The sequence below is a fragment of the Xanthomonas sp. SI genome (genome assembly GCF_014236855.1).
In the GTDB taxonomy this organism is placed as follows: Bacteria; Pseudomonadota; Gammaproteobacteria; order Xanthomonadales; family Xanthomonadaceae; genus Xanthomonas_A.
The window spans coordinates 1-19,961 of record NZ_CP051261.1; the positions used below are offsets into that span (position 1 = coordinate 1).

The following is a 19,961-nucleotide window of genomic DNA, read 5'->3' on the forward strand; positions in this document are numbered from 1 at the left end:
ATGGATGCTTGGCCCCGTTGCCTGGAACGTCTGGAAGCTGAATTTCCAGCCGAGGACGTTCACACCTGGTTGAAACCGCTGCAAGCCGAACAGCGCCATGACAACAGCATGGTCCTGTACGCCCCGAACGCCTTCATCGTCGAACAGGTGCGCGAGCGCTACCTGGCGCGGATCCGCGAACTGATGACCTATTTCGCCGGCAGCGGCGAAGTGGCGTTGCAGGTCGGCTCGCGTCCGCGCGCGCCGGAGCCGGTGGCCCCGGTCGCCAGCGATGCGGCCGCCGCGCGCACGCCGCCGGCGCCGTTGCTGGAGCCGTTCGCCGGCAACCTCGACTCGCACTACACCTTCGCCAACTTCGTCGAAGGCCGCAGCAACCAACTCGGCCTGGCCGCGGCCACGCAGGCGGCGCAGAAGCCCGGCGACCGCGCGCACAACCCGCTGCTGCTGTACGGCAGCACCGGCCTGGGCAAGACCCACCTGATGTTCGCCGCCGGCAACGCGATGCGCGAGCAGAACCCCAACGCGCGGGTCATGTACCTGCGCTCGGAACAGTTCTTCAGCGCGATGATCCGCGCGCTGCAGGACAAGACCATGGACCAGTTCAAGCGCCAGTTCCAGCAGGTGGACGCGCTGCTGATCGACGACATCCAGTTCTTCGCCGGCAAGGACCGCACCCAGGAAGAGTTCTTCCACACCTTCAACGCGCTGTTCGACGGCCGCCAGCAGATCATCCTGACCTGCGACCGCTACCCGCGCGAGGTCGAAGGCCTGGAGCCGCGGCTGAAGTCGCGCCTGGCCTGGGGCCTGTCGGTGGCGATCGACCCGCCCGACTTCGAGACCCGAGCGGCGATCGTGCTGGCCAAGGCGCGCGAACGCGGCGCCGAGATTCCCGATGACGTGGCGTTCCTGATCGCCAAGAAGATGCGCTCCAACGTGCGCGACCTGGAAGGCGCGCTCAACACGCTGGCCGCCCGCGCCAACTTCACCGGCCGTGCGATCACCACCGAGTTCGCCCAGGAGACGCTGCGCGACCTGCTGCGCGCGCAGCAGCAGGCGATCGGCATCCCCAACATCCAGAAGACCGTGGCCGACTACTACGGCCTGCAGATCAAGGACCTGCTGTCCAAGCGCCGTACCCGCTCGCTGGCGCGGCCGCGGCAGGTGGCGATGGCCCTGACCAAGGAACTGACCGAACACAGCCTGCCGGAGATCGGCGACGCGTTCGCCGGCCGCGACCACACCACCGTGCTGCACGCCTGCCGGCAGATCAAGCACCTGATGGAAACCGACGGCAAGTTGCGCGAGGACTGGGACAAGCTGATCCGCAAGCTGAGCGAGTAGCGGGCCGGCACCGCGCCGGAAAGGCGCGGATCGGCACCCTCGCGAGCGCTCCGGTGCGGCATGCCGGAAGCGGCGGATAAATCGGTGCATGACTTCGCGACAAATCCGGTAGAAACTGTGGATAAAGTGCAGCGCGGCGGCGCCGGCAAAACTATCCACAGGTTTCCCCACCCCTACAGGGGCAGTAATACCCGGGATTGAAGGGCTGAAAAACCCTTTGAATCCAGATAGTTAAGCTACCTTTGCACCGAAAATCGCTCTACCATCACCACCAAGCTTTTGATTTATTCCATATCTTTTTAAAGCATAGGGGCACGGAACCACATGCGTTTCACACTGCAGCGCGAAGCCTTCCTCAAGCCATTGGCGCAAGTCGTCAATGTGGTCGAACGCCGCCAGACCTTGCCGGTTCTGGCCAACTTCCTGGTGCAGGTGCACGACGGGCAACTGTCGCTGACCGGTACCGACCTGGAAGTGGAAATGGTGTCGCGTATCGCGGTCGACGACGCACAGGACGGCGAAACCACGATCCCGGCACGCAAGCTGTTCGAGATCATTCGGGCGCTGCCCGACGGCAGCAAGATCACCGTCTCGCAGACCGGCGACAAGATCACCGTGCAGGCCGGGCGTAGCCGCTTCACCCTGGCCACGCTGCCCGCCAACGATTTCCCGTCGGTCGACGAAGTGGAAGCCACCGAGCGGGTGCTGGTGCCGGAAGCGGCGCTGAAGGAACTGATCGAGCGCACCGCCTTTGCGATGGCGCAGCAGGACGTGCGCTATTACCTCAATGGCCTGCTGTTCGACCTGCGCGACCAGACGCTGCGCTGCGTGGCCACAGATGGCCATCGCCTGGCGCTGTGCGAGACCGAACTGGAGAACGCCGGTGGCGCCAAGCGCCAGATCATCGTGCCGCGCAAGGGCGTGACCGAGCTGCAGCGCCTGCTGGAAGGCGGCGATCGCGAGGTCGAGCTGGAAGTGGGCCGCAGCCACGTGCGGGTCAAGCGCGACGATGTCACTTTCACCTCGAAGCTGATCGACGGCCGTTTCCCCGATTACGAAGCGGTGATCCCGATCGGTGCCGACCGTGAGGTCAAGCTGGATCGCGAGGCCCTGCGCGCGGCGCTGCAGCGTGCGGCGATCCTGTCCAACGAAAAGTACCGCGGCGTGCGCGTGGAAGTCTCGCCGGGGCAGCTGAAGATCAGCGCGCACAATCCCGAGCAGGAAGAAGCGCAGGAAGAGATCGAGGCCGACACCAAGGTCAGCGACCTGGCGATCGGCTTCAACGTGAACTACCTGCTCGACGCGCTGTCTGCGCTGCGCGAGGAGTTCATCGTGATCCAGCTACGCGACGCCAACTCCTCCGCACTGGTGCGCGAGGCCAGTAGCGCCCGCTCCCGCCACGTGGTGATGCCGCTGCGTCTCTGACGCTAGCCTAATGTCGTGTTCCACGTGGAACACAACCTAGAAACCCGGCCTTCGCGCCGGGTTTTCTTTTGTCCAAGGCTCACAGGCGCTTCCGAGCCCACGAAAGCCTCCTGTGGGAGCAACTTCAGTCGCGACGGGCCTTACCGACCAGGTTTGATGTCTTCACCGAGACTCAATGGGTTCCCTGGATTGCCTCGCGGTAGCAAAACCACCCGCCCGCCCACCGCCCGCATCGAATTCAACCCGCCCACCAAGCTGCACTCGCGACAGGACGTTCGCAGCCGCTTTGGGTATGCTGCCGCCTATACCCTGATGAGCTGACCCGCGTGCGCCCGGTGCGAGCGCCTCGCCCCGATTCCGCGTATGCACGTCTCCCGCCTCGATCTTCATCACCTGCGCCGCTTCGCCGCGTTGGAGCTGGCGCCTGCGCCCGGCTTGAACCTGATCACCGGCGACAACGGGGCCGGCAAGACCACCATTCTCGAGGCCATGCACCTGATGGCCTACGGCCGCAGTTTCCGCGGGCGGGTGCGCGATGGCTTGGTCAGCCAGGGCCAGGACGCGCTGGACGTGTTCGTCGAATGGCAGGAACGCGGCCCGGAGCCGCAGCAGCCACGCCGCCGCCGCGCCGGGCTGCGCCATAGCGGCCAGGATTGGCGTGGCCGGCTCGATGGCGAGGACGTGGCCTACCTGGGCACGCTCTGCGCCGCGCTGGCGGTGGTCACCTTCGAACCGGGCAGCCACGTACTGGTCAGCGGCGGTGGCGAACCCCGCCGCCGCTTCATCGATTGGGGCCTGTTCCACGTGGAACCTGACTTCCTGGCGCTGTGGCGTCGCTACGCGCGGGCGCTCAAGCAGCGCAACGCCTTGCTGAAAAGCGGCGGCGGCGGCGCGGCCCTGGATGCCTGGGACCACGAGCTGGCCGAGGCCGGCGAACCGCTCACCTCGCGCCGCGAGCAATATCTGGAGCGCCTGCTGCAGCGCCTGTTGGCGCTGGGGCCGGAGCTGGCGCCTGCGCTGGGCATCCAGCACCTGCAGTTCGCGCCGGGGTGGCGCCGCCACGAGGTGCCGCTGGCCGATGCGTTGTTGCTCAACCGCGAGCGCGACCGTCAGTACGGCTATACCTCGGTCGGGCCGCACCGTGCCGACTGGAGCCTGGAGTTTGCCACCATCCCCGGCCGCGACGCCCTGTCGCGCGGCCAGGCCAAGCTCACCGCCCTGGCCTGCCTACTGGCCCAGGCCGAGGACTATGCCGAGCAACGCGGCGAATGGCCGGTGATTGCCCTGGACGATCTGGCCTCGGAACTGGACCAGCATCACCAACGGCGCGTGCTGCAGCGGCTGCAGGCTGGGCCGGCGCAGGTGTTCGTCACCGCCACCGAAACCCCGCAGGCGCTGGCCGACATGGCGTTGCCCATCGCGCGGTTCCACGTGGAACATGGACAGGCCGTGGCCCGTTCCTAGCCGCCGCGAGGCTTGAGGGCCGGGGCTGCTATAATTCGCCGCAATCCCCTATCCATCGGCGCGACCGGGCTCCTGCCCGCCGTCGTCCGACTCGTGGAGCCTACGGCAAGCGCATGACCGAAGAACAGAATCCGCCAACCTCGCCCGCCAACACCACCTACGACTCCAGCAAGATCACCGTGCTGCGTGGGCTGGAAGCGGTCCGCAAGCGTCCCGGCATGTACATCGGCGACGTGCACGACGGTACCGGCCTGCACCACATGGTGTTCGAGGTCGTCGACAACTCCATCGACGAAGCGCTGGCCGGCCATGCCGACAACGTGCTGGTCAAGATCATGGTGGACGGCTCGGTGCAGGTGTCCGACAACGGTCGCGGCATCCCGGTCGACATCCACAAGGAAGAAGGCGTGTCCGCGGCCGAGGTGATCCTCACCGTGCTGCATGCCGGCGGCAAGTTCGACGACAACAGCTACAAGGTTTCCGGCGGCCTGCACGGCGTCGGCGTATCGGTGGTCAACGCCCTGTCCGAGCACCTGTGGCTGGACGTGTGGCGCGACGGCCACCACTACCAGCAGGAATACAAGCTGGGCGAGCCGCAATACCCGCTCAAGCAGCTCGAGCCTTCCGACAAGCGCGGCACCACCCTGCGCTTCAAACCGGCGGTGGAGATCTTCAGCGACGTCGAGTTCCACTACGACATCCTGGCGCGGCGCCTGCGCGAGCTGTCCTTCCTCAACTCCGGGGTCAAGATCACCCTGCAGGACGAGCGCGGCGAAGGCCGCCAGGACGTGTTCGAGTACGAAGGCGGCATCCGCAGCTTCGTCGAGCACCTGGCGCAGCTGAAGACCCCGCTGCATCCGAACGTGATCTCGGTGACCGGCGAGCAGAACGGCATCGTCGTGGACGTGGCCCTGCAATGGACCGACGCCTACCAGGAAACCATGTTCTGCTTCACCAACAACATCCCGCAGAAGGACGGCGGCACCCATCTGGCCGGCTTCCGCGCCGCGTTGACCCGCACCCTGACCAATTACATCGAACAGAACGGCATCGCCAAGCAGGCCAAGATCACCCTGTCCGGCGACGACATGCGCGAAGGCATGATCGCGGTGCTGTCGGTCAAGGTGCCGGACCCGAGCTTCTCGTCGCAGACCAAGGAGAAATTGGTCAGTTCCGAGGTCAAGCCGGCCGTTGAGAACACGTTCGGTGCCCGTTTGCAGGAATTCCTGCAGGAAAACCCCAGCGAAGCCAAGGCCATCGCCGGCAAGATCGTCGATGCCGCGCGCGCCCGCGAGGCTGCGCGCAAGGCGCGCGATCTGACCCGGCGCAAGGGCGCGCTGGACATTGCCGGCCTGCCCGGCAAGCTGGCCGACTGCCAGGAGAAGGATCCGGCGCTGTCCGAGCTGTTCATCGTCGAGGGCGACTCGGCCGGCGGCTCGGCCAAGCAGGGCCGCAACCGCAAGAACCAGGCGGTGCTGCCGCTGCGCGGCAAGATCCTCAACGTGGAACGCGCGCGCTTCGACCGGATGCTGGCCTCCGACCAGGTCGGCACGCTGATCACCGCGCTGGGCACCGGCATTGGCCGCGACGAATACAACCCGGACAAGCTGCGCTACCACCGCATCATCATCATGACCGACGCCGACGTCGACGGCGCGCACATCCGCACCCTGCTGCTGACGTTCTTCTACCGGCAGATGCCGGAGCTGATCGAGCGCGGCTACATCTACATCGGCCTGCCGCCGCTGTACCGGCTCAAGCAGGGCAAGCAGGAGCTGTACCTGAAGGACGACAACGCGCTCAACGCCTACCTGGCCAACAGCGCGGTCGAGGGCGCGGCGCTGATCCCGGCCACCGACGAGCCGCCGATCACCGGCAGCGCGCTGGAGAAGCTGCTGCTGCTGTTCGCCAGCGCCAACGACGCGGTGGCGCGCAACGCGCACCGCTACGATCCGGCGCTGCTGACCGCGCTGATCGACCTGCCGCCGCTGGACGTGGTGCAGCTGGAGGCCGAAGGCGAGCAGCATCCGACCCTGGACGCGCTGCAAGCCGTGCTCAACCGCGGCAGCCTGGGCACCGCCCGCTATCAGCTGCGCTTCGAGCCGGGCAGCGAACAGCGTCCGGCGACCCTGATCGCGGTGCGCCGCCACATGGGCGAAGAGCTGACCCAGGTGCTGCCGATGGCGGTCTTCGAGAGCGGCGAGCTGCGCCCGCTGCGCGAAGTCGCGCTAGCGTTGAACGGACTGGTCCGCGAAGGCGCGCAGATCGTGCGCGGCAACAAGACCCAGTCGATCAGCAGCTTCGCCCAGGCGCATGCCTGGCTGTTCGACGAGGCCAAGAAGGGCCGGCAGATCCAGCGCTTCAAGGGCCTGGGCGAAATGAACGCCGAGCAGCTGTGGGAAACCACGGTGAACCCGGATTCGCGCCGCCTGTTGCAGGTACGCATCGAGGATGCGGTGGCCGCCGACCAGATCTTCAGCACCTTGATGGGCGACGTGGTCGAGCCGCGCCGCGATTTCATCGAGGAAAACGCGCTGAAGGTCGCCAACCTCGACATCTGATGCGGCATCGCCGCCCCCGGCGCGCGCCGGGGGCCGGCATCGTTCCGCTCCCCTAGCCTGCTCTCGCCCAGGATCGCGATGACCTCGCTGCCGTCGCACATGCCCGCCCCGCCCCCGCTGACCAATGCCGCGCCGCCGCCGTCCGGCTGGGGCAAGCCGGTGCTCGCTTTCGTTCTCGACGTGCTGCTGGCCGCGGTCGTGTTGCTGGCCGTCAGCGTGCTGTCCGGCTTGGTCTGGGGCGTGGTGCGCGGCTTCCAGATCACCATGGAGCTGCGTGCGCAGGGCATTCCCGCCGATCGGCTGGCCACCGCCGTCGCCTCCCAGATCGGCCAGCCGGGAGCGCTGGCGCAGCTGCTGATCGCCCTGGTCAGCACCCTGTCCGCGGCCTTGCTGCTGTACTTCCTGCGCCGCCCGGCCAACGCCGCCGAGCGCCGTGCCTCCTGGCAGGCCGCGCGCGTGCCGGCGACCTGGGGCTGGGTGCTGCTGGTCGCGGTGGCGGTATTCGTGGGCAGCAGCGTGCTGTCCAACCTCGGCGCACAGCTGGGGATCAAGCCGGTGCCGACCAACCTGCCGCTGATGCGCGAAGCGATGACGCAGATGCCGCTGTTCCTGGTCGTGTTCGCGGTGCTGATCGCCCCGGCCTACGAGGAACTGCTGTTCCGCCGCGTGCTGTTCGGGCGCCTGTGGGATGCCGGCCGGCCGCGGCTGGGCATGGCGCTCAGCGGCGCCGCCTTCGCGCTGGTGCACGAATTGCCCGGCACCACCGGCAATGGCGTGGCCGAAACCCTGCAGCTATGGTTGGTCTACGGCAGCATGGGCGCCGCGTTCGCATGGCTGTACAAGCGCACCGGCACCTTGTGGGCGCCGATCGCCGCGCACGGGCTGAACAACGCCGTCGCTGTAGCGGCTTTGTACTGGTTTGGCACAACTTGAAGATTTGTTTGACGAAAAGTTAAGACGTGTGCCACCACACTGCGATGCGTGTCATAGGGGGACCCGTATGAAGAGTGTTGTACTGGGGGCATCGATCGCGGTGCTGCTGACAGCGTGTGCGACTACCACCTCGCCGACCGGGCGTACCCAGGTCGTGGGTGGCGTATCGCAGCAGGAACTGGATCAGCTTGGCCTGAAGGCCTTTGCCGAGACCAAGGCCAAGGAGCCGATCGACAACGATCCGAAGCGCAACGCCTACGTGCGCTGCGTGGTCAACACGCTGGTCGCGCAATTGCCGACGCAGTGGCGCGGCACGGCGTGGGAAACCGCGCTGTTCGACGACAAGGAACCCAATGCGTTCGCGCTGCCCGGCGGCAAGGTCGGCGTCAACAGCGGCATCTTCACCGTGGCCAAGAACCAGGATCAGCTGGCGGCGGTGCTCGGCCACGAGATCGGCCACGTGATCTCGCGCCACCACGAAGAACGCATCACCCGCCAGATGGGCACCCAGACCGGCCTCAGCGTGCTCGGCGCGCTGGCCGGCGCGCGCTATGGCAGCGCCGCGGCCGATACGGTGGGCCAGGTCGGCGGCATGACCGCGCAGGCCGCGTTCCTGCTGCCGGGTTCGCGCACCCAGGAGAGCGAGGCCGACGTGGTCGGCCAGCGGCTGATGGCGCAGGCCGGTTTCGACCCCGCGCAGGCGGTGGATCTGTGGAAGAACATGATGGCCGCCGGCGGCCAACGCCCGCCGCAATGGCTGTCCACTCACCCCGATCCCAGCGCCCGCATCGGCGAACTGCAACGCGATGTCGCTACGCTTGAGCCCGTGTATGCGCAGGCGCGCAGTGCCGGGCGGACGCCGAAGTGCGGTTGAGTGCATCGGCGCCGCCGCGCATGGGCGTGCGCCGTGCATGGCAATGCGTCCTAAAAACGTTTTCACCGCGTATAGGTTTCTGTTAGTTTTGCTGGCTCGGCCCAGGATGGCCGCTCCGTCTTCCGTGCCGCTCAGGGCGGTTCCACCGAGGTGATCCATGAAATTCAGTATCCGCAAGCAAGCGCTGTTGTCCCTGGTGATCACTGCTGCCCTCGGCGGCGCGGTGGTGACCGACGCCGTCGCGCAGTCCGATCGCTCCGAGCAGCGCTCCTCGCGCAAGTCCAAGAACGAAAAGGCCGCGGTGATGTTCCCCAACGCCACCCGCCAGGAGCCGACCGGCAAGCCGTCGGCCAAGCTCGGCAGCAAGCTGCAGAAGCTGATCGACACCTACAACAAGGGCGAGGACTACGCCGGCGTGCGCACCCAGGCCGACGAGATCCTTGCCAATAGCGCGGCCAACGAATACGACAAGTCCATCGCCGCGCAGCTGGCCGCGCAGGCCGCCTACAACCTGGACGACAGCAAGGCCGCCAAGCAGTACCTGCAGCAGGCGATCCAGTTCAACGGCCTGGACAACAACGGCCACTTCCAGTCGATGCTGATGCTGGCGCAGCTGCAGCTGCAGGACGACGAAACCGCCGCCGGTCTGGCCTCGCTGGACAAGTTCCTGGCCGAGTCCAAGTCGACCCGCCCGGAAGACCTGATCCTCAAGGGCCAGGCGCTGTACCAGACCGAGCGCTACCAGGAGGCGATCCCGGTGCTGCAGCAGGCCATCGCCGCCTCGCCCGAGCCCAAGGACAGCTGGAACCAGCTGCTGATGGCGTCCTACGCCGCCGCCGGTCAGACCGGCGAAGCGGTCAAGGCCGCCGAGACGCTGGCGGCGAAGACGCCGAACGACAAGAAGGCCCAGCTCAACCTGGCCAGCATGTACATGCAGGCCGACCAGATGGACAAGGCCGCTGCGGTGATGGACAAGCTGCGTGCGGCCGGGCAGTTGACCGACGAGAAGGAGTACAAACAGCTGTACTCGATCTACGCCAACACCGACAAGAAGGAAAAGGACGTCATTTCGGTCATCAACGAAGGCCTGCAGAAAGGCATCCTCAAGCCTGACTACCAGACCTATCTGGCGCTGGCGCAGTCGTACTACTACACCGACCAGGTGCCGCAGGCGATCGAGAACTGGCAGAAGGCCGCGCCGTTGTCCAAGGACGGCGAAACCTATCTGAACCTGGCCAAGGTGCTGCACCAGGAAGGCCGCACCGCGGAAGCCAAGCAGGCCGCGCAGCAAGCGCTCGCCAAGGGCGTCAAGAAGCCGGAAGACGCCAAGAAGATCATCAATCTGAAGTAAAAAGCAAAAAAAGCCCCCGAAAACCAGTGCTTAAAGTAGTGCAGGTCACAGGGATTGGTATAAGCTTGGAGGTTCCTGCGGTGTCAAGCCGCCTGAACTGGGATTCAGATTCTTCGCGAATCCCGGCCCCCCTAAATCGAGTCATTGGCGCATGACGGAACAATTGGTCATCAATCGGCATTACGACAGAGATGAAGCTTCCGGCCTCAGCTGGCCGCGCATCATCGGTATTGCCTTCGTAATCGCGCTGCATCTGGCAGCACTGATGTTGTTGCTGATTCCAGCCGTTGCGCCGAAGGCGGCAGCGGAGAAGGAACGCAACATCGTCGTCACCCTGGTCGACGCCCCGCCGCCGCCGCCACCCCCCGCCGCCGCCGCCGCCGAAGCCGCCGGAAACGCCGCCGCCGCCGGTCAAAACCTGGCGCCGCCGAAGCCGACCCAGATCCCGCCGCCGCCGGAAGCCCCGGTGATCGACGTGCCGGAGCCGCGCCCGAGCGACATCGCCACGCCGCCGTCGCCGCCTGCGCCGCCTGCCGCCGCAACGGACATCGGCGCCAGCGTCGATATCTCGTCGAAGAACATGAACCCGCCGAAGTACCCGCCGTCCGCATTCCGGTCGGGCGCTGAAGGCGAGGTGATCCTGATCATCGACGTCGACGCAAACGGTAACGTCACCAACGTCGCCGTCGAGAAATCCAGCCGCAACCGCGACCTGGACCGCGCCGCCATGGAAGCAGCGCGCAAGTGGCGGTTCAACGCCGCTACCGCCAATGGACAGAAGACCGCCGGCCGCGTCCGCGTTCCGGTCAACTTCGCGCTGAACTGATACAAAGGCAGCAGGCCGGCGCACCCGCCGGTCTGCAGGCCCTGTCTACTCTTTGCACCACCCTCATCACCACACACAACAAAGGTAAGCGTCATGCTGCAGGAAATTTTCATCGCCGCTGCTGCGGGGGGCAACAACGCATCGAACGCCCTGTCGCAGATGGGCTTCGAGCACCTGATCACCGAGATGACCTCCAAGCCGGGTGACTTCGCCGTCTCCTGGGTGGTGCTCATCACCCTTATCATCATGTCGGCGTCGTCTTGGTACTGGACCGTCATCAACATCTTCCGCGCCACCCGTCTGAAGGGCCAGGCCGACCGCGTCACCAGCCTGTTCTGGGACACCCCGAACGCGCAGGACGCCATCCGTGCGATGGAAGAGCAGCCGGCCAGCGAGCCGTTCTCGAAGATCGCGCTCGACGCCGCTCAGGCCGCTGCGCACCACCAGCGCGCCGAAGCCGGTGCCGGCACCGGCCTGGGCGAGACCCTGAGCCGTTCGGAGTTCGTCGACCGCGCCCTGCGTCAGGCCGTGACCCGCGAAAGCACCAAGCTGCAGTCGGGCATGACCCTGCTGGCCACCGTCGGTGCGACCGCGCCGTTCGTCGGTCTGCTGGGTACGGTGTGGGGCATCTACGGCGCGCTGATCAAGATCGGTGCCACCGGCTCCGCCTCGATCGACGCCGTTGCCGGCCCGGTGGGTGAAGCGCTGATCATGACCGCGATCGGTCTGTTCGTCGCGATCCCGGCCGTGTTCGCGTTCAACTTCTTCAGCAAGGTCAACAGCTCGACGATCGCCAAGTTCGATACGTTCGCCCACGACCTGCATGACTTCTTCGCCACTGGTTCGCGCGTTCGCTGATCCGCGGTCGAGTAGTCCACGCAACGATTAACGGAGCCCGTTATGGCTTTCAGTAGTGGTAACAGCGGCGGCCCCATGGCCGACATCAATGTCACGCCCCTCGTGGACGTGATGTTGGTGCTGCTGATCATCTTCATCATCACGGCACCGCTGATGTCCCACAAGGTCAAGGTGGAGCTGCCCCAAGCCAACCTGAAGCAGGATCCGGACAAGGACGAAAAACGTTCCAATCCGATCACGCTGTCGGTCAAGGAAGACGGGTCGCTGTACTGGAACGACGAGCCGGTTTCCAAGGAAGCTTTGGAATCGCGCTTCTCCACCGCTGCCCAGCAGACTCCGCAGCCGCCGCTCAACCTGCGTGGCGACCGCACGACCAAGATGCGTACGATCAACGAGATCACCAAGATCGCGCAGGGTCAGGGCATGCTGGACGTCGGCTTCGTTGCGACCAAAGAGAAGGGGAACTGAGCCATGGCATTTAGCTCAGGAGGCGGCCGTGGTCCCATGGCCGACATCAACGTCACGCCGCTGGTCGACGTGATGCTGGTGCTGTTGATCATCTTCATCGTGACCGCGCCGATCATGACGTATCCGATCGACGTGGACCTGCCGCAGCGAGTGATCAACCCGCCGCCGCAGTTGCGCGACCCGCCGCCGCCGATCGATCTGCGTATCGATGCGTCGAACCAGCTCTTCTGGAACAACAGCCCGGTGGCTGTGACGGCGCTTCCGCAAATGATGGAAAACGAAGTACAGCGCGATCCGACCAACCAGCCGGAACTGCGCATCGATGCCAATCCGGATTCCGAATACGAAGTGATGGCCAAGGTGCTGGCCGCCGCCAAGAATTCGGACATGAAAAAGATCGGCTTCGTGCAGCAATAAGCTCTACCGCAACACCTCAGTCATGACGCGACTGCAACGCCACCGGAAACGGTGGCGTTTTTTTTGGCGCCGCCGGTGCGATGCAGCGGAGTTGGAATCGGAGTCGGAGTCGGCGCCGCGGTGGTGTCGGTCTGCCGATGACGACGTTCGCGAAAAACTCGCCTCCGATTGCCATCGCTGTAGTGCGCGCAGGTCGTGTCCAACGGGTCGGCCTCCAGCGGGAAGTCGCCGCCGAAGCGGCGCCAAAGTGCGGTTCCGCCAGGCTCGGCGGATCACCTTGGCCTCTCCGCCTTGTCGCCAGTTGCCCCTCGCAAACCACCGCGGCGCAGGTGTAGGCTGGAGACGCGACACCACAACCACAGGACAGGAGGCACGCCATGGCTTTCAGTACCGCAGGGAACCGGGGACCGTTGTCGGAAATCAATGTCACGCCGCTGGTCGATGTCATGTTGGTGCTGTTGATCATCTTCATCGTGACCGTACCGCTGGTGACGCGGCCGATCACCATGAACCTGCCACAGCGTGTCGACACGCCGCAGCGGCCGCTCGAGCCGCCGCCGCCGATCCAGTTGCGCCTGGATGCCAGCGGCCAGCTGTTCTGGAATGCCAGTCCCCTGCCCCTGGCCGAGCTGCAGCCGCGGCTGCAGGAGGCGATGGCGCAGGGCGCCGGCAACACTCCGGAGCTGCGCATCGAGGCCAACCCCGATGCCGAATACGAGGTGATGGCCAAGGTGCTGGCCGCGGCCAAGAACGCGCAGGTGGACCGCATCGGCTTCGTCCAGTGATGCGCTTTTAGCGCAACAGCTCCGTCATGACGGACCGCAAACGCCACCGGCAACGGTGGCGTTTTTCCGATGCAGGGTGCGCAAGCCGATCCCGGGGTCCCGCCAATGCCCGGCAAGGCGTGATCCGCGCCATGTATCTTGCTGAGCGCAGGCCCGCCGTCTTGAACGAGGCGTCAGCTATCGCTAGCTAGGCCACGCGAAGTAGTCGCAATGACCCTTTCCGCCGTGGCAGAAAAATACCCAGGCAGTGTCGCTGTCCTCATAGGTCCAGGCAGAGAATCCCCTGTCCGAGTAACCCTGGACGGTTGCTGCCCAGCCCTCGAATGGGGCGTCTGCTCTGATTCCGGACACCAAGGCATGGAAGAGGACCGGTGCCTCCGCCGGGATGAAGTTGAAGGCTCCCACGGACGTGCTGAGGTCGAGATTGTTCGACGTGCGAATGCGAACCGTCGATGGGGGAAGAACGTCGGGAAGCCACCCTCGTTCGAATAGACGGTCGGCGCGGGCATCCGCCAACGTGGAATATCGAGTGGTCACCGTGTCCAGGGAGCAGCCGCACAGGCCCAAGATAATAGATAGGACGAGACCAGTTGCTCTCATACGGCCGACACCCCTAATTCAGCAGACCCACGAAGCGGGTCCAGCTTGACCGTCGCGATGAAGAACAACGAAAACAGCACGCCAAAGCCCAGCAACGCGAGCTTGAGGAGATGTGCGATCACAACGTCTTCGAAGTACTGCTTGTCCAGTTGCGGCATCGGCTCTCAGTGACCTGACGCGCTAGCGAATGGTGGCCAGGATCGCCAGGTAGGTTTTCACTGTAGCGCCCAACCCTGCATATAGCGCCTCGCCGATCAGCGCATGCCCGATCGACACCTCCAGCACCTGCGGCACCGCGGCCAGGAACGCGCCGAGGTTGGCCTGGCCCAGGTCGTGGCCGGCATTGACGCCGAGTCCGGCGGCCTGCGCGCGGCGCGCGGCGGCGGCGAAGGCGGCCGGCGCTGCGGCGTCGCCGCGCTCGAACGCCTCCGCATACGGTCCGGTGTACAGCTCGACGCGGTCGGCACCGAGTTCGGCGGCGCGTGCCAGGTCGGGGTTATCGGCATCGACGAACAGGCTGACCCGACAGCCCAGCGCCTTCAGTTCGGCGATCAGCGGACGCAGCCGTTCGCTGTCGCGACCGAAGTCGAAGCCATGGTCGGAGGTCAGCTGGCCGTCGCCGTCGGGGACCAGGGTGGCCTGCGCCGGGCGCACCTGCGCGCACAGCGGGATCAGCCCTGGGTAGCCCGGCCGCGGCGGCGCGAACGGGTTGCCTTCGATGTTGAATTCCACGCCGCGCGCGCGGGTCAGCTCGGCCAGCGCCAGCACGTCCTCGGCATGGATGTGGCGCCGGTCCGGGCGCGGGTGCACGGTGATGCCGTGCGCGCCGGCGTCCAGGCAGGCGCGCGCCGCCTCGAGCACGCTCGGCAGCTCACCGCCGCGCGAATTGCGCAGCACCGCGATCTTGTTGACGTTGACGCTGAGTCGGGTCATCGGCGGGCGACGCTTACGAGGAGAGCGCGTCGTCGCTGGCCGCGGCCGCCGCGGCGCGGCGCGCCTCGGCCTGTTCGCGCAGCCGGCGCAGCTCGGCCGGATCGATCATCGGCGCGGCATCGCGTTGGCTGGCGTCGCCGATCTTGACCACGTACCAGCCGCGCGCCCAGGCCAGCAGGAATCCCAGCGCCGCCAGCAAGGCCAGCACCAACAACGACATGTGCGGCGTGGAGAACGCCAGGACGAAGGCAGCGAGCGCGAGCAGCAGAAAAAGCCAGTACATGACGATCTCCCCAAGGATGCGCGCAGTGTAGCGCCGCCCGGGTGACCGGTTCCACGGCGAACCACCGGAACGGGCGCCGCCCGGGCGTGGATGTACCCGTTCGGTGGCACGTGCAGGCACGGCGCGACCCGACGGGGAGCGACGGCGTGGCTACAGCAGCGGCGAGGTCAGCCGGGCCATCGCCTCGGGCAACCGGTAGCGCCACAGCGAGCGCTTGCGATCGTCGCGCACCTGCACCGCATCGGCGATCTCGCGGCCGATCAACGTGGCCAGTTCCTGGGTCATCTGCCGGTCGCGGAACATTGCCGAAACTTCGAAATTGAGGCGGAAACTGCGGTTGTCGAAGTTGGCGCTGCCGACGATGCACAGTTCGTCGTCGACGATCAGCGCCTTGCTGTGCAGCATGCGCGGGCCGTACTCGTAGATCTTGACCCCAGCCTGCAGCAACTCGTCGAAATACGAGCGCGCCGCCAGCGTCACCAGCCGCGAATCGCTGCGCTTGGGCACCAGCAGGCGCACGTCGAGTCCGCCCAGCGCGGCCGAGGTCAGCGCCATGCGCGCGGCCTCGCCCGGGACGAAGTACGGCGTCACCAGCCACACCCGCCGCTGCGCCTCGTAGATCGCCGCCACCTGCATGCGATGGATGCTTTCCCACGACGAATCCGGACCGGACACCAGTACCTGCGCCTGGATCGCGCCGTCGTCGCGGCCGGGCATGTCGTGCGGCCAGATCTGCGCCATGTCGAAGGCGTCGCGGCCCTGGCGGGTGGCGTACAGCCAGTCCTCGACGAACACCAGCTGCAGGCTGCGCACCACGTGGCCCTCGCAGCGCACGTGCAGGTCGCGGTAGGCGTCGGGGCGCAGCGCCTCGTTCTCTTCGTCGGTGACGTTGATGCCGCCGGTGAAGCCGATGCGCCCGTCGATCACCACGATCTTGCGGTGCGTGCGCAGGTTCACCCACGGCCGCTTGAACTTGAACGGGCGCAGCAGCTGGGTGGGATGGAACCACGCCGCCTCGCCGCCGGCGTCCAGCAGCGGCTGCAGGAAGCGCTTGCGCACCTGCGAGGAACCCACCGCATCCAGCAGCAGGCGCACCTTGACCCCGGCGCGGGCGCGTTCGACCAGCGCGTCGCGGATGCGCGTGCCGCTGCGGTCGGGGTTGAAGATGTAGTACTCCAGGTGCACGTGGTGCTGCGCGGCGGCGATGTCGCGCACGATCGCGTCGTAGGTGGCGGCGCCGTCCACCAGCCATTGCGCGGTGGTCGCCGAACTGGGCGCCAGGCCGGTGGTGGCCTGGGCGATCTTGGCCAGCTCGGTGCAGTCGGCGTCGGGCGGGCAGACGCTGCTGTAGTGCTCCATGCCCGAGCGCGAACGACCGCGGCGCAGGCGTTGCCGCTTCACCTTCTGCGGCCCGAGCAGGTAGTAGATGACGAAGCCCAGGTATGGCAGCGCGGCCAGCGACAGCACCCAGCTCAGCGTCGCCGCCGGCTCGCGTTTCTGCAGCACGATCCAGCCGCTCAGCCACAGGATGTACAGCAGATAGGCGGCGGTGAGGTAGGCGCCGAAATGCGGGATGCCGGTCAGCCAGTCCCAGGTGTTCTGCAGGGTCGCGAATACGAACATCGGCGGATTCTACGGGGCCGGCGCGGCTCCTGCGCGTGGCGCTGAAAGATTCAGCCGCGCAGCGTCGCCGTCGCAGCGGCCGAGACGGCAGCGGCGTAGCCTGTGCGGATGAGCACGGCCATCAAGGGACGCGGCGCCGGCAGCCACCTGCCGGGCCGCTTCGAACGCACCATCAGCCAGGCCGAGGACGACGGCTGGCATCCCGACGACAGCGAGGAATTCGCCGCGCCGCGGCTGCGCACCGAGGTACGCGAGGAGACCGCGCGCAGCATCATCAGCCGCAACCAGTCGCCGGACGTGGGCTTCTCGCAGTCGGTCAATCCGTACCGCGGCTGCGAGCACGGCTGCAGTTACTGCTTCGCGCGTCCCAGCCACGCCTACCTGAACCTGTCGCCGGGGCTGGACTTCGAGACCCGCCTGTTCGCCAAGACCAATGCGCCGGAGCTACTGCGCCGCGAACTGGCCAAGCCCGGCTACGTGCCCAGCCCGATCGCGCTGGGCATCAACACCGACGCCTACCAGCCGATCGAGCGCAAGCTGCAGCTGACCCGCCGGCTGATCGAAGTGCTGTGGGAAACCCGCCATCCGTTCTCGCTGATCACCAAGAACGCGCTGGTCGAGCGCGACCTGGACCTGCTGGTGCCGCTGGCGCGCGAGAACCTGGTCAGCGTGCATTTCTCGGTGACCTCGCTGGACCCTCGGCTGTCGGCGCGGCTGGAGCCGCGCGCCTCGGCGCCGCATGCGCGGCTGCGCGCGATGCGCACGCTGCACGAGGCCGGGGTGCCGGTGGGGGTGATGGTGGCGCCGGTGATCCCGTGGATCAACGACCACGAACTGGAAGCGGTGCTGGAGGCGGCGCATGCCGCCGGCGCCGACTCGGCCGGCTACGTGCTGCTGCGCCTGCCGCACGAGGTGGCGCCGCTGTTCCGCGACTGGCTGCAGGCGCACCATCCCGACCGCGCCGCGCACGTGATGAGCACGGTGCAGCAGCTGCGCGGCGGCAAGGACTACGACAGCACCTTCGGCAAGCGCATGCGCGGCGAAGGCGTCTATGCCGACCTGCTGACGCGGCGCTTCGCGCTGGCGCACAAGCGCCTGGGCTACGCCGAACGCGCGCGCCGGACGCTGGACTGCAGCCGCTTCGTCAAGCCGCTGCCGCCGCGTGCGCCATCGCCGCAGGGGGAATTGTTTTGAAGCCGGGATTGGGGATTGGGGATTAGGGATTCGTAAGAGCGCGCAAGGCTTGCTGCACTAGCCACTGACTTTGTCCAGAATCCCGGCCGTAAGGCGGCCGTGTTGACCGAAATAGATCCGGTTGGCGACGAGAACGTGCGCTAACCCGCTGCCAAACGAAGGCCGACCAACGAACAGCCGCCGCATCCCGCTTTTGCGAATCCCCAATCCCCAATGCCTAATCCCGGCCGTAAAGCGCCTGCGCCGACTGGAACAGGATCCAGCTGGTGGCGATGAACTTGTCGCCGCCCTGCGGGCGGTTGCCGCGGTGGGTATGCGTGAACGCGGTCGGCGCGATCAGCAGGCTGCCGGCGCGCGGCGCGATCTTGCGCTGCTGGAACAGGAACTCGGTTTCGCCGTCCTGGAAGTCGTCGTTGAGGTACAGCGTCCACAGCAGATGTCGATGCAGCGTTTCGCCGCCGGGATCGCGTGGGTACAGCTCGCAGTGCCAGTACGGATAGCCGCCCTCGCCCGCGGCGTACCACTGCAGGTTGATCGCGCCCGGACGCAGACAGGTGCGCGCCAGGTTGGACAGCGCCGCGTCGTCGAGCAGCGCAAAATCGTCGGCGCCGAGCCGGTGCGGTTGGCCATCGGCGCCGGGCACCTGCAGCATCAGCGGCGAGATCAGTGCCTGCGGGTACTTGCGCAGATAGCCGAGCAGGCCGGCGAACACCGCCTGCTGCAGCCGCTGTTCCACGTCGCGCCACGGCTCCAGGCCGCTGATGCGCAGGTCGCGGCTATGCTTGAGCTCGGGGAACACGCCGCTGCCCACCTCGCCGGGCTGCAACTGCGCACTGCCGCGCAGGCGGCGCATGATCGCGGCGCAGTCCTCGCGGGACATGGCGTCGTCGAAGACCTCGATGAAATCGGCATTGGGTTCGGACATCGCGCGACCTTACCAGCGATCCCACGGCATCGCAGCTGTGGCGTTGGCATCCCTTCATGCGCGCGCCGACAATGAGCGCCCCACTGCCCACCTGCCCGCGCCGATGATCCGCACGCTGTACCTCGCCGGCCCCGACGTGTTCCGCCCCGATGCCGCTGCCCGCGGCGACGCCTTGAAGGCGCTGTGCCGCGAATTCGGATTCGAAGGCCTGTTTCCGCTGGACCAGGCGCTGCCGGCGCAGATCGCCGATCCCGCCGCGCAGGCACGCTGGATCTATGAGGCCAACATCGGCCTGATCGCGCAAGCCGATGCGGTGCTGGCCAACCTGGATTTCTTCCGCGGCCCGGAGCCGGACAGCGGCACCTGCTTCGAGGTCGGCTACGCCGTCGCCCTGGGCAAGCCGGTGTACGGGTACATCCCCGACGACGGCAGCTTCGCCCAGCGCATCCGCGCCCGCCATCCCGACGCGATCGGCGCCGACGGCCGCGTCGACACTCACGGCTGGTACTTCGAGGAATTCGGTTTGCCGCTCAACCTGATGCTGGCGGTCCCGGCGCCGCTGGTGGTCGGCGATGCGCGGCGCGCGTTGGCGCGGTTGCGGGAGGATCTGGACATGGAGGGATAGGTACAGGCGCGCTGGGCGAAGCAGCATAAGGACCGGTCGCGCGCGCCGTTCGTGTCAACCAACAACCATAGAAATCGTGACCATAGATTCGACCGGATGGACCAGCCGCAACCACTACCGGTACCGCCACGAAGGAACGTTGATCTCATGGAAGCTCAGCTTCCTTTCGAAGAACTTCCACGAATCGAATAGCCGAGCAACACCAGCCACGCGATCAGGGCCAGCAGCGTCGGCAACTGGAACTTGCTCGACGTGCCGAGGGTGAAACTCCTCGCCGCAAAGAAGATGAGCACCCACAGCGCCAGGTTGGCGATCACGATCGGCCGGCGCGAACGGTGCCGGGTGAGCCAGGAAATGACGCTCGGCATCAGCGCGACCGGCGCCGTAGCGAAGAAGAACATGAGGAAGACCGTCTGGTTCATCGCAATCTTGTTCCCTGCCGCCCTCCCAAGGTGGGGCGTTTCACGTTGAATGG

Annotated in this window: 19 protein-coding genes and 1 pseudogene; 14 read left to right on the forward strand and 6 right to left on the reverse strand. The window is 66.5% G+C overall.

The window, feature by feature from the left end; all coding sequences use genetic code 11:
* From dnaA to HEP75_RS00060, 12 genes and pseudogenes are all read left to right on the forward strand, one after another.
* Positions 1–1,341, forward strand: coding sequence for a chromosomal replication initiator protein DnaA (gene dnaA, locus HEP75_RS00005; protein WP_179570243.1), 1,341 nt, complete (start codon positions 1–3; stop codon positions 1,339–1,341).
* A gap of 324 nt (positions 1,342–1,665) precedes the next feature.
* Entirely contained in the window at positions 1,666–2,766 is a 1,101-nt protein-coding gene (gene dnaN, locus HEP75_RS00010; RefSeq protein ID WP_179570245.1) for a DNA polymerase III subunit beta, read from the forward strand.
* Positions 2,767–3,129: 363 nt separating this feature from the next.
* Complete coding sequence (gene recF / locus HEP75_RS00015) at positions 3,130–4,230, forward strand: DNA replication/repair protein RecF (RefSeq protein WP_185814641.1); 1,101 nt, start codon at positions 3,130–3,132, stop codon at positions 4,228–4,230.
* Between the two features lie 113 nt (positions 4,231–4,343).
* Positions 4,344–6,791 carry a DNA topoisomerase (ATP-hydrolyzing) subunit B gene (gyrB, locus tag HEP75_RS00020; protein ID WP_185824982.1) on the forward strand — a complete coding sequence of 816 codons (2,448 nt, stop codon included), beginning with the start codon at positions 4,344–4,346 and terminating at the stop codon, positions 6,789–6,791.
* Between the two features lie 99 nt (positions 6,792–6,890).
* Positions 6,891–7,724 carry a CPBP family intramembrane glutamic endopeptidase gene (locus tag HEP75_RS00025; protein ID WP_185824983.1) on the forward strand — a complete coding sequence of 278 codons (834 nt, stop codon included), beginning with the start codon at positions 6,891–6,893 and terminating at the stop codon, positions 7,722–7,724.
* A gap of 67 nt (positions 7,725–7,791) precedes the next feature.
* Complete coding sequence (locus HEP75_RS00030) at positions 7,792–8,598, forward strand: M48 family metallopeptidase (RefSeq protein WP_185824984.1); 807 nt, start codon at positions 7,792–7,794, stop codon at positions 8,596–8,598.
* Between the two features lie 157 nt (positions 8,599–8,755).
* The gene (locus tag HEP75_RS00035; protein ID WP_185824985.1) at positions 8,756–9,949 is read left to right on the forward strand and encodes a tetratricopeptide repeat protein; all 1,194 of its coding nucleotides are present in this window, start codon (positions 8,756–8,758) and stop codon (positions 9,947–9,949) included.
* Between the two features lie 265 nt (positions 9,950–10,214).
* Positions 10,215–10,775 (forward strand): annotated as a pseudogene (locus tag HEP75_RS00040) (TonB family protein).
* Positions 10,776–10,868: 93 nt separating this feature from the next.
* Positions 10,869–11,633 (forward strand): TonB-system energizer ExbB, encoded by a 765-nt coding sequence (exbB, locus tag HEP75_RS00045; protein WP_179570259.1) that lies wholly within the window; start codon positions 10,869–10,871, stop codon positions 11,631–11,633.
* Between the two features lie 42 nt (positions 11,634–11,675).
* Positions 11,676–12,101: a biopolymer transporter ExbD gene (locus tag HEP75_RS00050; RefSeq protein ID WP_003470008.1), complete on the forward strand. Its 426-nt coding sequence runs from the start codon at positions 11,676–11,678 to the stop codon at positions 12,099–12,101.
* A 3-nt stretch (positions 12,102–12,104) separates the two neighbouring features.
* Positions 12,105–12,518 (forward strand): biopolymer transporter ExbD, encoded by a 414-nt coding sequence (locus HEP75_RS00055; protein WP_003470010.1) that lies wholly within the window; start codon positions 12,105–12,107, stop codon positions 12,516–12,518.
* Positions 12,519–12,895: 377 nt separating this feature from the next.
* Positions 12,896–13,303 (forward strand): biopolymer transporter ExbD, encoded by a 408-nt coding sequence (locus tag HEP75_RS00060; RefSeq protein ID WP_185824987.1) that lies wholly within the window; start codon positions 12,896–12,898, stop codon positions 13,301–13,303.
* Between the two features lie 596 nt (positions 13,304–13,899).
* Here the strand turns inward: HEP75_RS00060 and HEP75_RS00065 are convergent.
* The 4 genes from HEP75_RS00065 to cls form a co-directional block, all read right to left on the reverse strand.
* A complete protein-coding gene (locus HEP75_RS00065) occupies positions 13,900–14,061 on the reverse strand; it encodes a hypothetical protein (protein ID WP_185824988.1) in 162 nt (53 codons plus the stop codon).
* 22 nt (positions 14,062–14,083) lie between these two features.
* Complete coding sequence (locus HEP75_RS00070; RefSeq protein WP_185824989.1) at positions 14,084–14,836, reverse strand: pyridoxine 5'-phosphate synthase; 753 nt, start codon at positions 14,834–14,836, stop codon at positions 14,084–14,086.
* 13 nt (positions 14,837–14,849) lie between these two features.
* Positions 14,850–15,119, reverse strand: coding sequence for a hypothetical protein (locus tag HEP75_RS00075; protein WP_185824990.1), 270 nt, complete (start codon positions 15,117–15,119; stop codon positions 14,850–14,852).
* A 150-nt stretch (positions 15,120–15,269) separates the two neighbouring features.
* A complete protein-coding gene (gene cls / locus HEP75_RS00080) occupies positions 15,270–16,742 on the reverse strand; it encodes a cardiolipin synthase (protein WP_185824991.1) in 1,473 nt (490 codons plus the stop codon).
* A gap of 108 nt (positions 16,743–16,850) precedes the next feature.
* Between cls and HEP75_RS00085 the strand changes: the two genes are divergently transcribed.
* Positions 16,851–17,936, forward strand: coding sequence for a PA0069 family radical SAM protein (locus tag HEP75_RS00085; RefSeq protein ID WP_185824992.1), 1,086 nt, complete (start codon positions 16,851–16,853; stop codon positions 17,934–17,936).
* Positions 17,937–18,153: 217 nt separating this feature from the next.
* Here the strand turns inward: HEP75_RS00085 and HEP75_RS00090 are convergent, their stop codons facing one another.
* Positions 18,154–18,861 (reverse strand): 2OG-Fe(II) oxygenase, encoded by a 708-nt coding sequence (locus HEP75_RS00090; RefSeq protein ID WP_185814649.1) that lies wholly within the window; start codon positions 18,859–18,861, stop codon positions 18,154–18,156.
* Positions 18,862–18,904: 43 nt separating this feature from the next.
* Here HEP75_RS00090 and HEP75_RS00095 point away from each other — a divergent pair, with 43 nt between their 5' ends.
* Positions 18,905–19,486 carry a nucleoside 2-deoxyribosyltransferase gene (locus HEP75_RS00095; RefSeq protein WP_255423944.1) on the forward strand — a complete coding sequence of 194 codons (582 nt, stop codon included), beginning with the start codon at positions 18,905–18,907 and terminating at the stop codon, positions 19,484–19,486.
* 155 nt (positions 19,487–19,641) lie between these two features.
* Here HEP75_RS00095 and HEP75_RS00100 read toward each other — a convergent pair whose 3' ends face one another.
* Positions 19,642–19,908 carry a hypothetical protein gene (locus HEP75_RS00100; protein ID WP_185821647.1) on the reverse strand — a complete coding sequence of 89 codons (267 nt, stop codon included), beginning with the start codon at positions 19,906–19,908 and terminating at the stop codon, positions 19,642–19,644.
* Positions 19,909–19,961 lie beyond the last annotated feature (53 nt).